The sequence below is a fragment of the Enterococcus florum genome (assembly GCF_004309355.1).
In the GTDB taxonomy this organism is placed as follows: domain Bacteria; phylum Bacillota; class Bacilli; order Lactobacillales; family Enterococcaceae; genus Enterococcus_A; species Enterococcus_A florum.
This window is the reverse complement of sequence record NZ_BJCC01000034.1, coordinates 96,542-110,899: the sequence shown is the minus strand read 5'-3', so window position 1 is coordinate 110,899 and position 14,358 is coordinate 96,542. Positions and strand designations below refer to the sequence as shown.

General features: G+C 43.2%; 18 protein-coding genes. 17 read left to right on the top strand and 1 reads right to left on the bottom strand.

All coding sequences use genetic code 11. The features are described 5' to 3' along the window. Positions 1–7 precede the first annotated feature (7 nt). The 7 genes from NRIC_RS17380 to NRIC_RS17355 all read left to right on the top strand — a co-directional run bounded on the left by NRIC_RS17380 (position 8) and on the right by NRIC_RS17355 (position 3,127). Positions 8–589 carry a histidine phosphatase family protein gene (locus NRIC_RS17380; RefSeq protein ID WP_175580144.1) on the top strand — a complete coding sequence of 194 codons (582 nt, stop codon included), beginning with the start codon at positions 8–10 and terminating at the stop codon, positions 587–589. A gap of 18 nt (positions 590–607) precedes the next feature. Then, entirely contained in the window at positions 608–1,012 is a 405-nt protein-coding gene (locus tag NRIC_RS17375) for a MerR family transcriptional regulator (RefSeq protein WP_146623982.1), read from the top strand. Then, the gene (locus tag NRIC_RS19940; RefSeq protein ID WP_444979474.1) at positions 1,012–1,323 is read left to right on the top strand and encodes a LysR family transcriptional regulator; all 312 of its coding nucleotides are present in this window, start codon (positions 1,012–1,014) and stop codon (positions 1,321–1,323) included. The genes NRIC_RS17375 and NRIC_RS19940 overlap by 1 nt, the downstream gene beginning before the upstream one ends. After that, positions 1,305–1,763 carry a LysR family transcriptional regulator substrate-binding protein gene (locus tag NRIC_RS19935; protein ID WP_444979473.1) on the top strand — a complete coding sequence of 153 codons (459 nt, stop codon included), beginning with the start codon at positions 1,305–1,307 and terminating at the stop codon, positions 1,761–1,763. Before NRIC_RS19940 ends, NRIC_RS19935 begins: the two co-directional genes overlap by 19 nt. 102 nt (positions 1,764–1,865) lie before the next feature. Beyond that, positions 1,866–2,387: a flavodoxin family protein gene (locus NRIC_RS17365; RefSeq protein ID WP_146623981.1), complete on the top strand. Its 522-nt coding sequence runs from the start codon at positions 1,866–1,868 to the stop codon at positions 2,385–2,387. Positions 2,388–2,390: 3 nt separating this feature from the next. Continuing rightward, positions 2,391–2,807 carry a cupin domain-containing protein gene (locus tag NRIC_RS17360; RefSeq protein WP_146623980.1) on the top strand — a complete coding sequence of 139 codons (417 nt, stop codon included), beginning with the start codon at positions 2,391–2,393 and terminating at the stop codon, positions 2,805–2,807. A 2-nt stretch (positions 2,808–2,809) separates the two neighbouring features. Continuing rightward, positions 2,810–3,127: a carboxymuconolactone decarboxylase family protein gene (locus NRIC_RS17355; protein WP_146623979.1), complete on the top strand. Its 318-nt coding sequence runs from the start codon at positions 2,810–2,812 to the stop codon at positions 3,125–3,127. Positions 3,128–3,268: 141 nt separating this feature from the next. On the opposite strand, the gene NRIC_RS17350 is transcribed toward NRIC_RS17355, so the two are convergent. Then, the gene (locus tag NRIC_RS17350; protein WP_146623978.1) at positions 3,269–4,177 is read right to left on the bottom strand and encodes a LysR family transcriptional regulator; all 909 of its coding nucleotides are present in this window, start codon (positions 4,175–4,177) and stop codon (positions 3,269–3,271) included. A gap of 126 nt (positions 4,178–4,303) precedes the next feature. On the opposite strand from NRIC_RS17350, the gene NRIC_RS17345 reads away from it, so the two are divergent. From NRIC_RS17345 to NRIC_RS17300, 10 genes are all read left to right on the top strand, one after another. Further along, entirely contained in the window at positions 4,304–5,890 is a 1,587-nt protein-coding gene (locus tag NRIC_RS17345; protein WP_227873847.1) for an acyl CoA:acetate/3-ketoacid CoA transferase, read from the top strand. A gap of 1 nt (position 5,891) precedes the next feature. Next, positions 5,892–6,332 carry a MaoC/PaaZ C-terminal domain-containing protein gene (locus NRIC_RS17340; protein ID WP_146623977.1) on the top strand — a complete coding sequence of 147 codons (441 nt, stop codon included), beginning with the start codon at positions 5,892–5,894 and terminating at the stop codon, positions 6,330–6,332. Then, positions 6,329–7,267: a ketopantoate reductase family protein gene (locus tag NRIC_RS17335; RefSeq protein ID WP_146623976.1), complete on the top strand. Its 939-nt coding sequence runs from the start codon at positions 6,329–6,331 to the stop codon at positions 7,265–7,267. The genes NRIC_RS17340 and NRIC_RS17335 overlap by 4 nt, the downstream gene beginning before the upstream one ends. Continuing rightward, positions 7,260–7,634, top strand: a complete 375-nt coding sequence (locus NRIC_RS17330) for a VOC family protein (protein ID WP_146623975.1) — start codon at positions 7,260–7,262, stop codon at positions 7,632–7,634. Before NRIC_RS17335 ends, NRIC_RS17330 begins: the two co-directional genes overlap by 8 nt. 17 nt (positions 7,635–7,651) lie before the next feature. Then, positions 7,652–8,089: a type II 3-dehydroquinate dehydratase gene (gene aroQ / locus NRIC_RS17325; protein WP_146623974.1), complete on the top strand. Its 438-nt coding sequence runs from the start codon at positions 7,652–7,654 to the stop codon at positions 8,087–8,089. A gap of 10 nt (positions 8,090–8,099) precedes the next feature. Next, positions 8,100–8,903 carry a sugar phosphate isomerase/epimerase family protein gene (locus NRIC_RS17320; RefSeq protein WP_146623973.1) on the top strand — a complete coding sequence of 268 codons (804 nt, stop codon included), beginning with the start codon at positions 8,100–8,102 and terminating at the stop codon, positions 8,901–8,903. A 297-nt stretch (positions 8,904–9,200) separates the two neighbouring features. Further along, the gene (locus NRIC_RS17315; RefSeq protein WP_146623972.1) at positions 9,201–10,625 is read left to right on the top strand and encodes a glycoside hydrolase family 1 protein; all 1,425 of its coding nucleotides are present in this window, start codon (positions 9,201–9,203) and stop codon (positions 10,623–10,625) included. A 105-nt stretch (positions 10,626–10,730) separates the two neighbouring features. Further along, positions 10,731–11,435, top strand: coding sequence for a GntR family transcriptional regulator (locus NRIC_RS17310; RefSeq protein WP_146623971.1), 705 nt, complete (start codon positions 10,731–10,733; stop codon positions 11,433–11,435). Positions 11,436–11,598: 163 nt separating this feature from the next. Then, entirely contained in the window at positions 11,599–12,939 is a 1,341-nt protein-coding gene (locus tag NRIC_RS17305; protein WP_146623970.1) for a PTS sugar transporter subunit IIC, read from the top strand. 57 nt (positions 12,940–12,996) lie between these two features. Continuing rightward, positions 12,997–14,352 (top strand): glycoside hydrolase family 1 protein, encoded by a 1,356-nt coding sequence (locus tag NRIC_RS17300; RefSeq protein ID WP_146623969.1) that lies wholly within the window; start codon positions 12,997–12,999, stop codon positions 14,350–14,352. Positions 14,353–14,358 lie beyond the last annotated feature (6 nt).

The window sequence follows — 14,358 nt, the reverse complement described above, 5'->3', positions numbered from 1 at the left end:
GAAGAAAATGAAAAAGACACTTTATTTGATGCGGCACGGGGAAACCCTGTTCAATCAGCTGCATAAGATTCAAGGCTGGTGCGATTCGCCGCTGACGGAACGCGGGATTCGACAGGCGAAGATTGCTGGAGAGTATTTCCGGGAACAGGAGATCTTGATCGAAGCGGCCTATTGCTCCACTTCCGAGCGGACTTCAGATACATTGGAGCTGATCACTGAGCTGCCTTACCAGCGATTGAAGGGCCTGAAGGAATGGAACTTTGGAACGTTGGAGGGAGAAAGTGAAGAAAACAATCCGCCTTTGCCTTATGGAGATTATTTTGCGGATTTTGGCGGGGAAAAGGAGCTGGAGCTGCGCCATCGAGTAGCTTCAACTTTGCAGCGTGTGATGGAGGAGACTACTGCGCAAACTGTTTTGGCGGTTTCCCATGGGGCGTCTTGCCGTCAGTTTATGCGTCATTGGGAACATACTAGTGAGATAACCCACGAAGGCCGCCTGCAAAATTGCGGAATATTGATCTTTCATTACGAAAACCAAGCGTTTTCTTTGCAGGAAATCGTGCTTCACGATTTTCAAGCATTGGTGTAAAAGAAAAGAGGAAAGGCTATGAACATTGCGGCAGTTAGTAAAAAATACGGGATTCCTTCCGACACGCTGCGCTATTATGAACGCGTCGGAATTATCCCGCCGGTCACTCGGGATGAAAAAGGCTATCGGACATTTACAGAGTATGATCAAAATTGGGTCTTTTTTGCCAAAGTGATGCGCAAAGCTGGAGTTTCCGTGGAAGCATTGATCGAGTATGGAACGCTGTTTCGTCAAGGGAGAGAAGAATCACAAGAGGCGCGGACCACACTTCTAGTGGAGCAGCGGGAGTTGCTGACGGAGCGGATCAAGGAGATGCAGCAGACTTTAGAATATTTGAATTATAAAATCGAAGGCAACCCAGAACACTTAAAGGAATTTGAGAAAAAGCTGGAGCAGCAACAAGACAGAAAAGAGGTTCGTTGATGGAGATACGATTGTTGCGCTATTTTTGGACTGTTGCCCAAGAAGGCACTATTACGAGAGCGGCAAACGTCTTGAACATCACGCAGCCGACCTTGAGCCGTCAGATCAAAGAGCTGGAGGAAAGCTTAGGCACGGCACTGTTTGAGCGGAAGAACAATCGGCTGCAGTTGACTCAGGCGGGGCTTTTCTTAAAGGAACGGGCAGAAGAAATGCTGCAGCTGGAAGAGGCCTTTCTAGCGAAGAAGCATCAGCAGATCAGCGGCAACTTCTTGATCAGCTGGAAAAGGGATTATTGGATCTGGCGATGTTGATCGAGCCTTTTGCTTTGACCGATGTGACGTGTTTGAAACTGCCGAGAAAGGAACGTTGGGGGTTTCTGCTGTCACGAGAATGGTTTCTGTCACAAAAAGAGCAGATTACGCCGGCTGATTTGACTGGCTTTCCGATCCTAAGCTCCAGTCGGTCTGAAGTACAGCAGCTCTTGGCGGATTGGGCAGGAACATCTTTGGAGGGATTGAATATCATCGGTCATTACAACTTGATTTTCAATGTCTTCTCTCTGGTAGAAAGCAAAGTTGGGGCAGCTTTTGCGATTGAAGGAGCGCTCAGAGGGAGGCGCTTGGAGGACTTGATCTTCCTGCCTTTGTCACCAGCAATCAGTACTCACTGTGTGCTGGTTTGGAAAAATCGGGTGCATACGCCGGTTGTAGAAGAATTGATTCGACGATTTAAACATGCCTTTCAGGCATAGAACTATGACAGAATAGGTATTAGACATAAAAGGAATCGAGTTGTAGGATGGGCTTATCAGCAATCCTGCAGCTTTTTTTGTTGCAGAGAAGGAGGACGAGTGATGAAACAGGCAGTCATTTATTTTTCACGGAGCGGCGAAAACTTTTTAAACGGTCGACTGACGGAGCTTGAAAAGGGAAATACTGAAGTGATAGCAGAACAAATCGCCGCTAAATTGAATGCGTCGTTGTTCGAACTGATGCCGCAGCAGGCGTATCCCGAACAGTACCAAGCGGCAGTCGATGTGGCAAAACAGGAGAAGGAACAAGCGGCTTTGGTTCCTTATACGCTCGAGGATCTAAAACTTTCTGATTATCAAACGATCTTTTTGGGTTTTCCAAATTGGTGGGGCAGTTTTCCACGGGTCGTCGCCAGCTTTTTAACGGAACAGGATTGGCAGAATATAACCATTTATCCGTTTTGTACCCATGAGGGCAGTGCGTTTGGCAGTAGTTTGGAAGAGTTGAGACAGACCTGTCAAGGCGCGAGAATCATGAAAGGATTGCCCGTGAGAGGGTCACGGGTAACGAAGGCCGCAACAGCGATCGACAATTGGCTTTTACAACACACAATGGAGGAGTAGCATGTGGCAAAATTTGAAGAAGTAAAACACGGCATCATCTTTTCAGCAGGAGAAAAAAATGAAGCTTTTGCGGATTTTTTTATCGGACATAGCTACCTGAATACCTTAGTATCAGACCCTGAGATCTCAGTAGGTGTCAGCAACGTCACCTTTGAGCCAGGCTGCCGCAACAATTGGCACATCCATCATGACGGATTTCAATTATTGCTGGTGACTGGCGGTGCAGGCTGGTATCAAGAAGAAGGACAAGCGGCTCAGTCATTGAAAGCTGGTGATGTGATCGTCACTCATGATGGGGTTAAGCATTGGCATGGTGCCGCAAAGGACAGCTGGTTTGAACACATTGCCATTACTGCTGGCACGCCTGAATGGCTGGAGCCAGTATCGGGTGATGTATATGATCGATTGGAGGAAAAATAATCATGGTAAAACAAACAGCAGGTCGAGACAATTTAGGAGAATTTGCGCCACAATTTGCAGTGTTAAATGATGATGTTTTGTTTGGGGAGGTCTGGGGCCGTGAAGGTGAAATGTCCGCACATAACCGCAGCTTGATCACTTGTTCGGCACTTTTAGCGATGGGGGCGCCGCAATTGGAGGCCCATTTGAAGATCGCCAAAGCCAATGGTGTGACCAAGGAAGAAATCGTTGAATTGATCACACATTTAGCCTTTTACGCAGGTTGGCCGAAAGCATGGTCGGCCTTTACCTTAGCGAAAGAAACTTTTGAGGATGCTTAGTGTTAAAAGTGGCATGAAGATTTAAGTCTTTCATAAAAAGTCTGGTTACCTTTCTAATAAGGTAGCCAGACTTTTTACGTCTACTCACGTAATTTTTGAGTGCACTCATAAAGACAGTTTATTTGGTTTCCATAAATCTCACTAAACATGCTTCAGCAAATTCGTTTCTTCTTTCTTTACATAGTCGATGAATTTTTTTACTGCGGGTGATTTGTAGCGCAGCGGGTTTTGAGCTAGATAGATGGTTTGGCTCAAAAAGGTCTCTTTGATATAGATCTCGCGAACACCAAAATTTTTCATGATACTGGATTTAGGGAAGATCCCAATGCCTAAATTTTTACTGGTTAAGCTGAGTAAGGTCAAATCGTCCAGCACTTCGTAGGTAATTTTTGGAGACAAATTTTTTCCTGCAAAGAAGTGATTAATGAGCGGCCGCAGCGTGCTTGGCTCGTGAAAGGTTATAAAGTCATAGGCTAACAGCTCCTCGATTGAATAATACTTTTCGCTGGAAAGCGGTGAGAGCTGGCTGACAATAAATACCACAGGTTGAGTATGAAATGTTGAAACGGCCAGATCAGAAAACTGCTCAAGGTCAGGGTGTTTGTTGTTGCCTGTAAAAAAGACGACGTCGTATTTTCCTTCCTGCAACTGAAGCAGCAAATTCATCGTATTATTTTGATTTCCCCGAACTTTTAAATGGCTGATCTGTGAGTATTCTGCCAGCAGATTAGGAATAAAGATAGGTCCTAATGAATACACGAAGCCAAGATCGATACGGCCATTTTCCGCATTTGTAAGTGAATAAAGCTCTTCTTTTCCAATATCTAATTCATTGATGGCGCGATGAACGCGTTTTCTATAGAGGACACCAAATTTGTTTAATTGTATATTCCGACCGACACGGTCAAAAAGTTTCGTTTCTAAGCGCTCCTCTAAATTACTGATAGATTTGCTTAGCGCGGGCTGGCTGATAAATAGTTCGTCCGCGGATTGCTGCATGTTTTGAGTATTGGATAAGTGGAGAAAATAGCGCAACTGCTGTACATTCATCGTGGTCGCTCCTTTTTTGTTTTCAGTATAGCTTATTTCAATAACTAAAAGTTATTAAAAATAAAAAAAACGGTATTATCTTCTATAAAGTGATCGAGCTATGATAAAGAAAAAGGAGGCGACGTTTTGGATAAGAAACAGTCTAAACTAATGTCTGCAGAAGAGGCAGTCATGCTGATCAAAGACAACGACACCGTTGGGTTTTGCGGCGCTGGCGGAGGCATCACGGAACCAACAAAGGTCATACTTTCATTAGCAGAGCGATTTAAAGAGGAGCAGCACCCAGCGGATCTGACATTGATTCATGCGACAGGTCTGGGGGATAGAAATGACCGCGGCATGTCCCCGTTGGCACAACGCGGAATGGTGAAGCGAGTGATCGGTGGTCATTGGGCGCAATCTCCAAGGTTGGCAGAAATGGCGGAGCGAAATGAAATCGAAGCCTACAACTTTCCGCAAGGCGTCATTAGTCATTTGACACGGGCCGCTGCCTCGAAGCAGCCAGGAATCTTCACACATGTTGGCTTAGGGTCGTTTATTGATCCTGACCAGAGTGGTGGTAGATTAAATGAAAAAACTGTGGAAGAATTAGTGAAAAAAAGCACAATCGATGGGAAGGAGTATCTTTTTTATAAAACGACACCGATCGATGTGGCGGTTATTCGCGGGACCACTGCGGATACAGACGGCTATATCTCGATGGAGGATGAAATCATTTATGGCGATGCGTTGGTCTTCGCTCAAGCGGCACATAACAATGGAGGAAAAGTCATCGTGCAAGTGCAAAAAGTTGTGAAGGCTGGTACGCTGCATCCGAGACAGGTAAAAATTCCCGGGTTTTATGTTGATGCAATCGTGGTGGATGAGGACCAATCACAACTGTATGTTGGTGGAAATAATCGATTCCTTTCAGGAGATTATACCTCTTACTTGGACTCTACGGAGTTAATTCCCTTAGATCAACGAAAAGTCGTTGGTCGCAGAGCGCTGTTTGAGATCTCTTCTGGAAATGTCGGCAACGTTGGTGTCGGGATCGCAGATGGGATCGGGATCATCGCCAGAGAGGAAGGGATACAGGACGCCTTCACACTCACGGTTGAAACAGGAGCTGTCGGCGGTGAGTCGGCTCAAGGGATTTTCTTTGGGGCTACGTTGAATAGTCGGGCGTTGATGGATATGCCTGCTCAATTTGATTTTTATGACGGCGGAGGCTTAGATGTCTGCTTCTTAAGCTTTGCGGAAGTGGATGCAGCAGGCAATGTCAATGTTCATCGCTTCAACGGAAAGATCGTCGGAACTGGCGGCTTCATCGACATTTGTCAAAATACCCAAAAAGTCGTTTTCTGCGGCACGCTAACGGCGGGCGGCTTGAAGACGGCAATTCATGATCAGAAGATCACGATCCAGAAAGAAGGGCGCTTTAAGAAATTTATTGAGAAGGTCCCGGAGATTACCTTTAATGGCAAAGAGGCCATCGCACGCGGCCAAGAGGTCTATTACGTAACGGAACGCGCCGTTTTCAAATTGACAGCGCAAGGGCTGGAACTGATCGAGATCGCACCCGATATGGCTATTGAAGAAGACATTGTACAGCAAATGGGTTTTCGCCCGATTATTTCAGACAAGCTTCAGGTGATGGACGCGCGTTTATTCAGTGAAGCGATCATGGGCATCAAAGAAGAATGGTTAGATAACCAATTAGGAGGAAAATAAAATGAAAGAATTGCCTTTAAAAGTTAACGATACGTGTTCTTACACCAAAACAATCAGTGAATCGGATGTGTATTTGTACGCAGGGATTACAGGAGACTTTAGTCAAATGCATATGAACGCAGAATTCATGAAGACGACGCCATACAAAGAACGGATCGTCCATGGGGTCTTGACCTTCTCCTTCGGGTGTACGGCATCGACATTGATCCAGCAGCAAGCAAAAGCAGAGATCCCGAGTGTATCCTACGGGTATGATAAATTACGCTTTATCAAACCCGTCTTCTTCGGAGATACAGTGACGGCGAAATATACCGTAAAAAAAGTAGATGTAGACGCGATGAAAACCTACTCGGATGTGGAGATTTTTAATCAGAAAGGGGACATCTGTGTGTATGCACAGCACATTTTAAAATTTATTCCTGAAGAGGAGATGACCGAATGAAAATCTGTTTCTTAGGCGCGGGGGCTCTAGGAAGCTCCATCGGAGGGACGTTGGCGTTGCATGGTAAGGAAGTTTACTTGGTGGATCAGTGGCAGGAGCATGTCGATGCCATCAATCAAAACGGACTGATCTTTATAGAAGTGGACAAAGAAATCCGTGTGCCTATCAAAGCCGTCACGAGTCCAGCCGAATTAGATAAAATGGATCTGATCATCGTATTGGTCAAGTCCTTCGCAACAGAGGCAGCCATTCGACAGGCACTCCCGTTGATTGGAGAAGAAACCGTCGTACTATCCTTGCAAAATGGGCTAGGTAACGAAGAGATCATCGAAGAACAAATCGGATCCGAAAAGATCATTGGCGGAAAAGCCTACGTTGGCGGGGTAATTCAGGCTCCGGGGAAAGTCATTCCTGGTGTGAAGGGCAAAGAAATATGTATCGGCGAGATGGATGGCAGCAGTACCAAACGAATCACAGCCATTGCAAGAGAATTGAATGATGGCGGTATCATTACAAAGGTCAGCAAGAACATCAAGGGAATGATCTGGGATAAACTGCTGATCAATGTCGCTACAGGTGCACTGGCAGGGATTACTGGACTTGGCTACGGAGACCTGTACAAGATCAAAGAAATCGAAGAAACAGCCTTTGCGGCGATCGAAGAAGGCATTGCGATCGCCAAAGCCAACAACATTTCTTTAACAACCGAAATTCCTCTTCAAGTATGGACAAAAGCGGCTGTTGGCTTGCCCTATGAATTCAAGACATCGATCCTGCAAAGCCTAGAGAAAAAGCAAAAAACGGAAGTTGATTTTATCAACGGTGCGGTCGTTCGCTGGGGTGCGAAAATGGGAATTCCTACCCCCGTAAATAGCGCATTAACTGCGTGTGTGAAGGGCATCGAACTGAAAAACGAGGTGATGAAAAATGACTAAAGCCTATGTTGAACATGTTGCTCTTTTCGTTACTGACATTGAGTGGTACATCGATTTTTTCCAAACGACCTTAAACTGCACCGAACGCATGAGAAAAGAAGAACCCGGTCAGCCGCGGCAAGTTTGGTTGTATGGAGGCATTCAATTAATTGAAAACACGGACCCGCAGCCAACAGGAAAACTTGGCCATTTAGGAATCATGGCCGACAATCAAAAAGCGGCATTGGAAAAAATCAAAACCTACGATGTCAAACCGCTGCCTCAGGGTGAGAACTGGTGGCAATTGCCAGACGGTCTTTGTATTGAAATTTTACAAGCAAATCCGGGCACCGTAAAAGACGTTTTAGACATTGTGCCTTGGCAATAGTAAAGGAGAACCCAGTCATGAAAAAAATACTAATGCTTCACGGAGTCAATCATAATATGTTTGGTCACCGCAACCCAACGCACTATGGAACGGTGACGTTAGACGAGATCAATGCCAACATGGCGGCACTCGCAAAAGAATTAAACGTGGAAATTGAAAGCTATCAAACCAATGATGAAGGCAAAATGGTCGACCGTATTCATCAAGGCTACAAAGACCAGGTGGACGCGGTGATCATCAATGCAGGAGCATGGACCCATTATAGTTACGCCATTCGAGATGCGTTGGAAATTCTGGAAGTTCCCTTTATTGAGATGCACATGTCCAATGTTCACGCACGGGAGGATTTTCGCCACCATTCTGTCTTATCAGAAAAAGCCCGTGGTGTCATGGCAGGATTTGGATTTGAAACCTACCAATTAGCCCTGCGCGCAGCCGCAACGATGACAAAATAGGAGGCCAGCGATGCGATTTGGTGCCTGTTTTAATTTTATTGCTCTTGGAAAAGAAGCGATCAGCCTAGAAAATATCAGAACCATTGCCGAATGCGGGTATGACTACCTTGAACTCCCTTTATCAACGGTCATGGAGCTGTCAGAAGAAGCATTCGATGCGCTGCAACAAGAAATCGCCAAAACAGGGATTCACTGTGAAGGCTGTAATGGCTTCTTGCCAGCAAGCCAGCGAATCACTGGAGATACAGTCGATGAAGCAGCTGTTTTACACTATGTCGAGAAAGCCTTTCAACGTGCAAACCGTTTAGGAGCCACATTCGTTGTCTTCGGCAGTCCAGATGCGAAAACAGTCCCAGCAGAATTTCCGCCAGAAAAAGGTCGTCAGCAGGTCGTCGATTTTTGCAAAAAAATCGCCCCCTTGGCCCAAAAGCACGCGCTAACACTCGTGATCGAGCCGTTGAATAAAGGGGAATGCAACATCATCAATACCTTTGAAGAAGGCTGTCTGATTGCTGATCACGTCCGCCACGAATCAGTCAAAGTATTGGTAGATTACTACCATCTGATGCTGGAAAAAGAACCCCTAACGCATCTGAAGGCGTACGGACCAGAACACTTGGCGCACGTCCATTTTGCAAAAATCCAAGGACGCAGATTTCCTGTATCAATGGCGGAAGATACCCATTACGCACCTTTTATCCAAACATTAAAGGCAATCAACTATCAAGGAAGAGTCAGCATTGAAGCCTTTACAGACGATCTTTCTAACGATGCTGCTCAGACGTTGACGTTTTTCAAGGAGGCTTTTGTATAGTTTCGAGAAAGTTTATCGATTATGTGCAGGAAACATAGTTTTCGTTTACGAGAAATCAAAAGAATCATTCAAAAAACCCAATCATCTATTCATGATGATTGGGTTTTTTGCTATCAAATGGACGATAAAGGCACCTTACTAGTTGAATAAGACGATATAAAGCTGTTGAATGTATTGAAAATAGTGTATACTTGTAAAAATAAGTATATACAATATTTTGTGGCAATCATTGAGTGTGCTGATGTAAGATCAACTACCCTAAACAGTAAATGAATAAAACAGAAAAAGGTGAATAAAATGAATGTAAGATTTCCAAAAAACTTTTGGTGGGGAGCAGCGACATCTGGACCACAGAGTGAAGGGCGTTTTAAGAAAAGACATGCAAATGTCTTTGACTATTGGTATGAAGTAGAGCCAGAGAAATTTCACGATCACGTAGGTCCGACTACAGCTTCCAATTTTTATAACAGCTACAAAGAAGATATTCAATTAATGAAAAAAATTGGTCTAAATTCTGTAAGAACCTCCATTCAATGGACGCGTCTAATGGACGATTTCGAGAAAGGTACGGTGAATAATGGCGCAGTCACTTTTTATAATCAAGTTATTGACGAATTTTTAAAAAACGGTATTCGGCCAGTTATCAATTTGCATCATTTTGATCTTCCGATTGACCTGTATCACAAATATGGCGGCTGGGAATCAAAATATGTTGGGGAGTTATTTGTAAAATTTGCGGAAAAGTGTTTTGAATTGTTCTCAGATCGTGTGACCGACTGGTTTACCTTTAATGAACCGATGGTCATCGTGGAAGGAGAATACCTTCACCAATTCCATTATCCGAATGTCATTGACGGACCCAAAGCTGTTCAGGTCGCTTATAACTTACAGCTTGCGTCTGCTAAAACAGTGAAAAAATTTAGACAAAACAACCGTAACCCAAAAGGAAAAATAGGGATTATTTTAAATTTGACACCACCCTATCCCGCATCAAATTCAGTGGAAGATCTAGCCGCTTCCAACTACGCAGATAGATGGTTAAACCAATTTTTTATGAAGGCTTCTACAAACGGCCACTTCCCAGAAAAACTCATCGAAGTATTTAAGAAAGATGGTGTGATGTTTGATTGTTCCTCTGACGAATTAACACTCATTAATGAAAATACCGTTGACTATTTAGGATTGAATTATTACCATCCTCACCGGGTAAAAGCCCCGGAAATTTCTCCCAACAGTTTAACGGTCGACTGGATGCCAGACAAGTATTATGATGAGTATGAGATGCCGGGTCGAAGAATGAACGTAGATAAAGGGTGGGAAATATACCCGAAAGCCATTTACGATATAGCCATGGATGTGAAGAATAATTATGGCAATATTGAATGGTTCGTTTCAGAAAACGGCATGGGCGTATCGAGAGAAGAACGGTATATGAATCCTCAAGGAAGAATCGAGGACGATTATCGCATCCAATTTATTCAAGAACACTTGTATTGGCTGCACAAAGCCATTGCAGAAGGGGCGAATTGTTTCGGCTATCATTTATGGACACCAATCGATTGTTGGTCTTGGGGGAATGCTTATCGGAATCGGTACGGATTTATCTCAAACAATATTCATACACAAGTGAAAACGATCAAAAAATCAGGCTATTGGTTCGCCGAGGTGTCAAAAACGAATAGGGTAGAAATTGAGGAAAGAATACTTCAAATGTATAAATAAATGAAAGAATGGAAAGGTTTTATGCTGCTATTTGTATAGTGCATTTACAAATCATGTTCAATCTATTAGTATATAAGTATATACTAATTTTGGAGGAAGACAGTAATGCCCAAATATAAAGAAATCGCGATTGCTTTAAAGAAAAAAATCGTGGAAGGCGACTTTAAAGAAAGTGAGCTATTGCCCGATCAAGAAACATTAGCAAAAATGTATAGCACGAGTCGAGTAACCATTAGAAAAGCCATTCAATTATTGATCGATGAAGGGTTGGTATACACTAGACGAGGGTCAGGAACATATGTCAGAAGCAATATCAAAAAGAATGATACGAACGTGACACAAATCAATAGCGTTTTTGGGACATCTTTGCAAGAAGGTGCAGAAGTAACCAGTAAAATTATTCGGTTTGATGTTCGTTTTCCGACGGTCTCTGAATCTGAGGAATTGAAGATAAAACACATTGATCCTGTTTATGATATCAAGCGTGTCAGATATGTGAATGAAGAAGCCAGGAGTATTGAAACCTCCATTATGCCACTGAAGTACATTAAAGATTTAGATGAAACAATTTTAATGGGCTCTATTTACAATTATATAAGAGAAGAACTAGGCTATGTGATCAGTGCAGCACAGCGTGTGATTCTCGCTTCGAAAGCCAATGAATTAGACAGTGAGGAATTCGGTATCGAGGTGGGCGACCCGATTCTGGAGACGAATCAGGTGGTCTTCTTTGATGATGGAACGCCATTTGATCTATCTAAGACAAGATACCCGTACACGTCGGGAAAAATCGTGGCAGATATAAACTAAAACCGATAAGTAGAAAGAATGTACAAGACCGTTTCGTACATTCTTTTTTTCTTCTAATTATTAGTATATACAAATTTTATTTAAGTGTTTACAAAATTTATTTCAAGTGCTATCATATATGAAAAGTTAGCGCGCAGCTGTAAAAAATTTGGAGGTACAATGAATGAGTGAGGATAAGAAGCAAAAAAGAGAAGCTTTGATGGGGAAATTTGTTTTAACGGCTCAAAAGATCGGAAATCAGATTTATTTAAGAACTTTGCGAGATTCATTTGCGACGATCATGCCATTATTTATTTTAGCAGGTATTGCGATTTTAATTAATTCGGTCGTACTCGATCCCTCAGGATGGTTTAGAAACATCATTAGTGCCAATACGATGTCAACTTGGCAAGGTTGGGGAAATATCATCACAAACGCGACATTAAATATTACTGGCATCATCTTAGTTATTGCAATCGGCTATTTCTTAGCCAAAAACAGAGAGTATGACAATCCAATTGGCGTAGTGATTGCTGTTGTTCCGGCCTTTTTGACATTGCTTCCGATGATGATCGAAGTCACACCGATTGACACAGAGACGGCTGTCAAAATCAATGGTGTGATCAGTTATGGAAATATCGGGTCAAAGGGTGTCTTTGCTGCAATCATTACTGGATTATTAGCAACGGAGTTGTATATTCGCCTCACGCGTTCCACACGATTGAAAATCAATTTAGGGGATAGTGTTCCGCCAGCAGTAGGAAAATCATTTAATACAATGATCCCATTGATTCTTGTCGTGTCATTATTTGCCTTCGCTTCCTTTTTGATCCAATTAACTGGAAATGATTTCATGACGATGATCGAACGATTTATTCAAGAACCTTTGCGAGGAGTGGGGACATCATTAATTGGCTATCTATTCTTGGTTTGCCTTGGAAACTTGCTCTTCTCGTTTGGAATTCATCAGTCGGTGATTACAGGGCCGATTCTAGATCCATTATTGATGGTAAACATGAACGAAAATATGGATGCGGCAGCGGCGGGCCAGCACGCGCCCCACATCATCAACTCCGCTTTTCACCAAGTATACGGTGCTTTAATGGGAGGAACGGGATCAACGATTGCTTTGGTCATAGCGATTCTTCTTTTCAGCCGGTATAGAGCTTACAGAGATTTATCAAAACTAGCTTTGGGACCTAATATTTTTAACATCAATGAGCCAGTGATCTTTGGCTTGCCAATTGTGTTCAACTTACCAATGATCATTCCATTTGTATTATCTCCGATCGTCGGGACTGTTATTGGGTATGTTGCTACAGCAGGAGGTCTTGTTGATCCCTGCATTGTAACGATTCCCTGGACAACACCACCATTTTTGAGCGGCTTTTTAGCAACAGCGGGAGACTGGCGCGCTATTATTGTCCAGGCGATCATCATTGTTGCGTTGGTATTTTTCTACTTGCCATTTTTAAAAATCAGTGAACGCGTTGCTCGAGCGAGTGTTGAGAATAGGGTCTCCTAGTTCGCAAAGTGACCGTCTATAGTTTGTAAACAGAAGAAATAAGATTGGAATGAGACAATGGTAGATAAAACGTTTTTTTGGGGAGATTCGTCATCGAGCATGCAAACAGAAGGTGCATGGAATGAAGGTGGAAAGGGAGCATCTGTCTACGACATTCGCGAGGCTACTGAGACGACTTCCGATTGGAAAGATGGGATCGATCGTTATCATCGATATGAAGAGGATCTCGATTTGCTGCAAGAAATGGGCATGAATTTCTATCGCTTTCAGACTTCGTGGGCGCGAATCAATCCCTTGGGAAATGGTGCATTTAATGAAGAAGGGTTTCTCTTTTATGACCGTTATATTGATGCGATGCTGGCACGAAACATCGAGCCTATGCTATGTCTCTATCATTTCGACATGCCCCTTCATTTAGCGCAAAAATATGAAGGGTTTATGAGTAAACACGTGGTTGATGCCTTTGTGGAATATGGCAAGAAAGTGGTGGATCGATACAAAGACAAGGTTAAGTATTGGGTCACGTTCAATGAGCAGAATTTATATTCCACCCCACTGGCGTTAATTTACGGTGGGACATTAGAGACAGAAGATACCGTAGAAAATATTCATCAAATTGCTCACAATATCATGGTGGCACATGCTAAGATCGCGAATTATATTCATGAGACGACGAATGGTAAAATCGGCGGAATGTTGGCCTATTCGAAGATCTATCCTGAAACAAATGATCCTAAAGATGTCTTAGTCGCAAGGGAATGGGATGAGTTCGTGAATCAGAATCTATTGGACGCTTTTTGCGGTCGAGGATATTCTAAGCAAGTCCGTACTTTTGAAGAGCGCCATTTGAACTTAGAGGTATCGGAAGCAGAGCTTACGGAAATTGAAAAAGTAACCAGCGATTATCTGGCTTTTAGTTATTACTGTACGGGGTCTATCAGTCATAAAGGGATTCCAGCAGGGACTGCGCCGAATTATTATTTAACCTTTGGCGAGGTCGAAAATCCATACGTCTTAAAAAATAAATGGCATCTTGGAATCGACCCTTTAGGTTTTAGAGACATTATCAACAGTATGTATCAAAAGTACCGTGTGCCGATTTTCCCGGTAGAAAATGGGATAGGGACAAACGAAGAGTGGGATGGCGTTAATCAAATCCAAGACGATTACCGTATTTTTTACCATAAGCAACACATCCAAGCGATGGAAGATGCGATGACTATCGATGGGTGTGAGGTATTAGGATATCTTGGATGGGGGTTGATTGATCTGCCAAGTTCAAAAGGTGACATGGAAAAAAGATATGGCATGATCTATGTAAATAGAGGAAATCATGATCTTAGGGACATGAGACGTATTCCTAAGAAAAGTTTTTATTGGTTCAAAGATTTTTTGAAAAAAAAGGATAAATGACGGGGA

Excerpts from the sequence above, each read along its gene's own strand:
- NRIC_RS17380 (WP_175580144.1), top strand. The coding sequence starts at position 8 with ATGAAAAAGACACTTTATTTGATGCGGCACGGGGAAACCCTGTTCAAT.
- NRIC_RS17375 (WP_146623982.1), top strand. The coding sequence starts at position 608 with ATGAACATTGCGGCAGTTAGTAAAAAATACGGGATTCCTTCCGACACG.
- NRIC_RS19940 (WP_444979474.1), top strand. The coding sequence starts at position 1,012 with ATGGAGATACGATTGTTGCGCTATTTTTGGACTGTTGCCCAAGAAGGC.
- NRIC_RS17365 (WP_146623981.1), top strand. The coding sequence starts at position 1,866 with ATGAAACAGGCAGTCATTTATTTTTCACGGAGCGGCGAAAACTTTTTA.
- NRIC_RS17355 (WP_146623979.1), top strand. The coding sequence starts at position 2,810 with ATGGTAAAACAAACAGCAGGTCGAGACAATTTAGGAGAATTTGCGCCA.
- NRIC_RS17350 (WP_146623978.1), bottom strand. The coding sequence starts at position 4,177 with ATGAATGTACAGCAGTTGCGCTATTTTCTCCACTTATCCAATACTCAA.
- NRIC_RS17340 (WP_146623977.1), top strand. The coding sequence starts at position 5,892 with ATGAAAGAATTGCCTTTAAAAGTTAACGATACGTGTTCTTACACCAAA.
- NRIC_RS17335 (WP_146623976.1), top strand. The coding sequence starts at position 6,329 with ATGAAAATCTGTTTCTTAGGCGCGGGGGCTCTAGGAAGCTCCATCGGA.
- NRIC_RS17330 (WP_146623975.1), top strand. The coding sequence starts at position 7,260 with ATGACTAAAGCCTATGTTGAACATGTTGCTCTTTTCGTTACTGACATT.
- aroQ (WP_146623974.1), top strand. The coding sequence starts at position 7,652 with ATGAAAAAAATACTAATGCTTCACGGAGTCAATCATAATATGTTTGGT.
- NRIC_RS17320 (WP_146623973.1), top strand. The coding sequence starts at position 8,100 with ATGCGATTTGGTGCCTGTTTTAATTTTATTGCTCTTGGAAAAGAAGCG.
- NRIC_RS17315 (WP_146623972.1), top strand. The coding sequence starts at position 9,201 with ATGAATGTAAGATTTCCAAAAAACTTTTGGTGGGGAGCAGCGACATCT.
- NRIC_RS17310 (WP_146623971.1), top strand. The coding sequence starts at position 10,731 with ATGCCCAAATATAAAGAAATCGCGATTGCTTTAAAGAAAAAAATCGTG.
- NRIC_RS17305 (WP_146623970.1), top strand. The coding sequence starts at position 11,599 with ATGAGTGAGGATAAGAAGCAAAAAAGAGAAGCTTTGATGGGGAAATTT.
- NRIC_RS17300 (WP_146623969.1), top strand. The coding sequence starts at position 12,997 with ATGGTAGATAAAACGTTTTTTTGGGGAGATTCGTCATCGAGCATGCAA.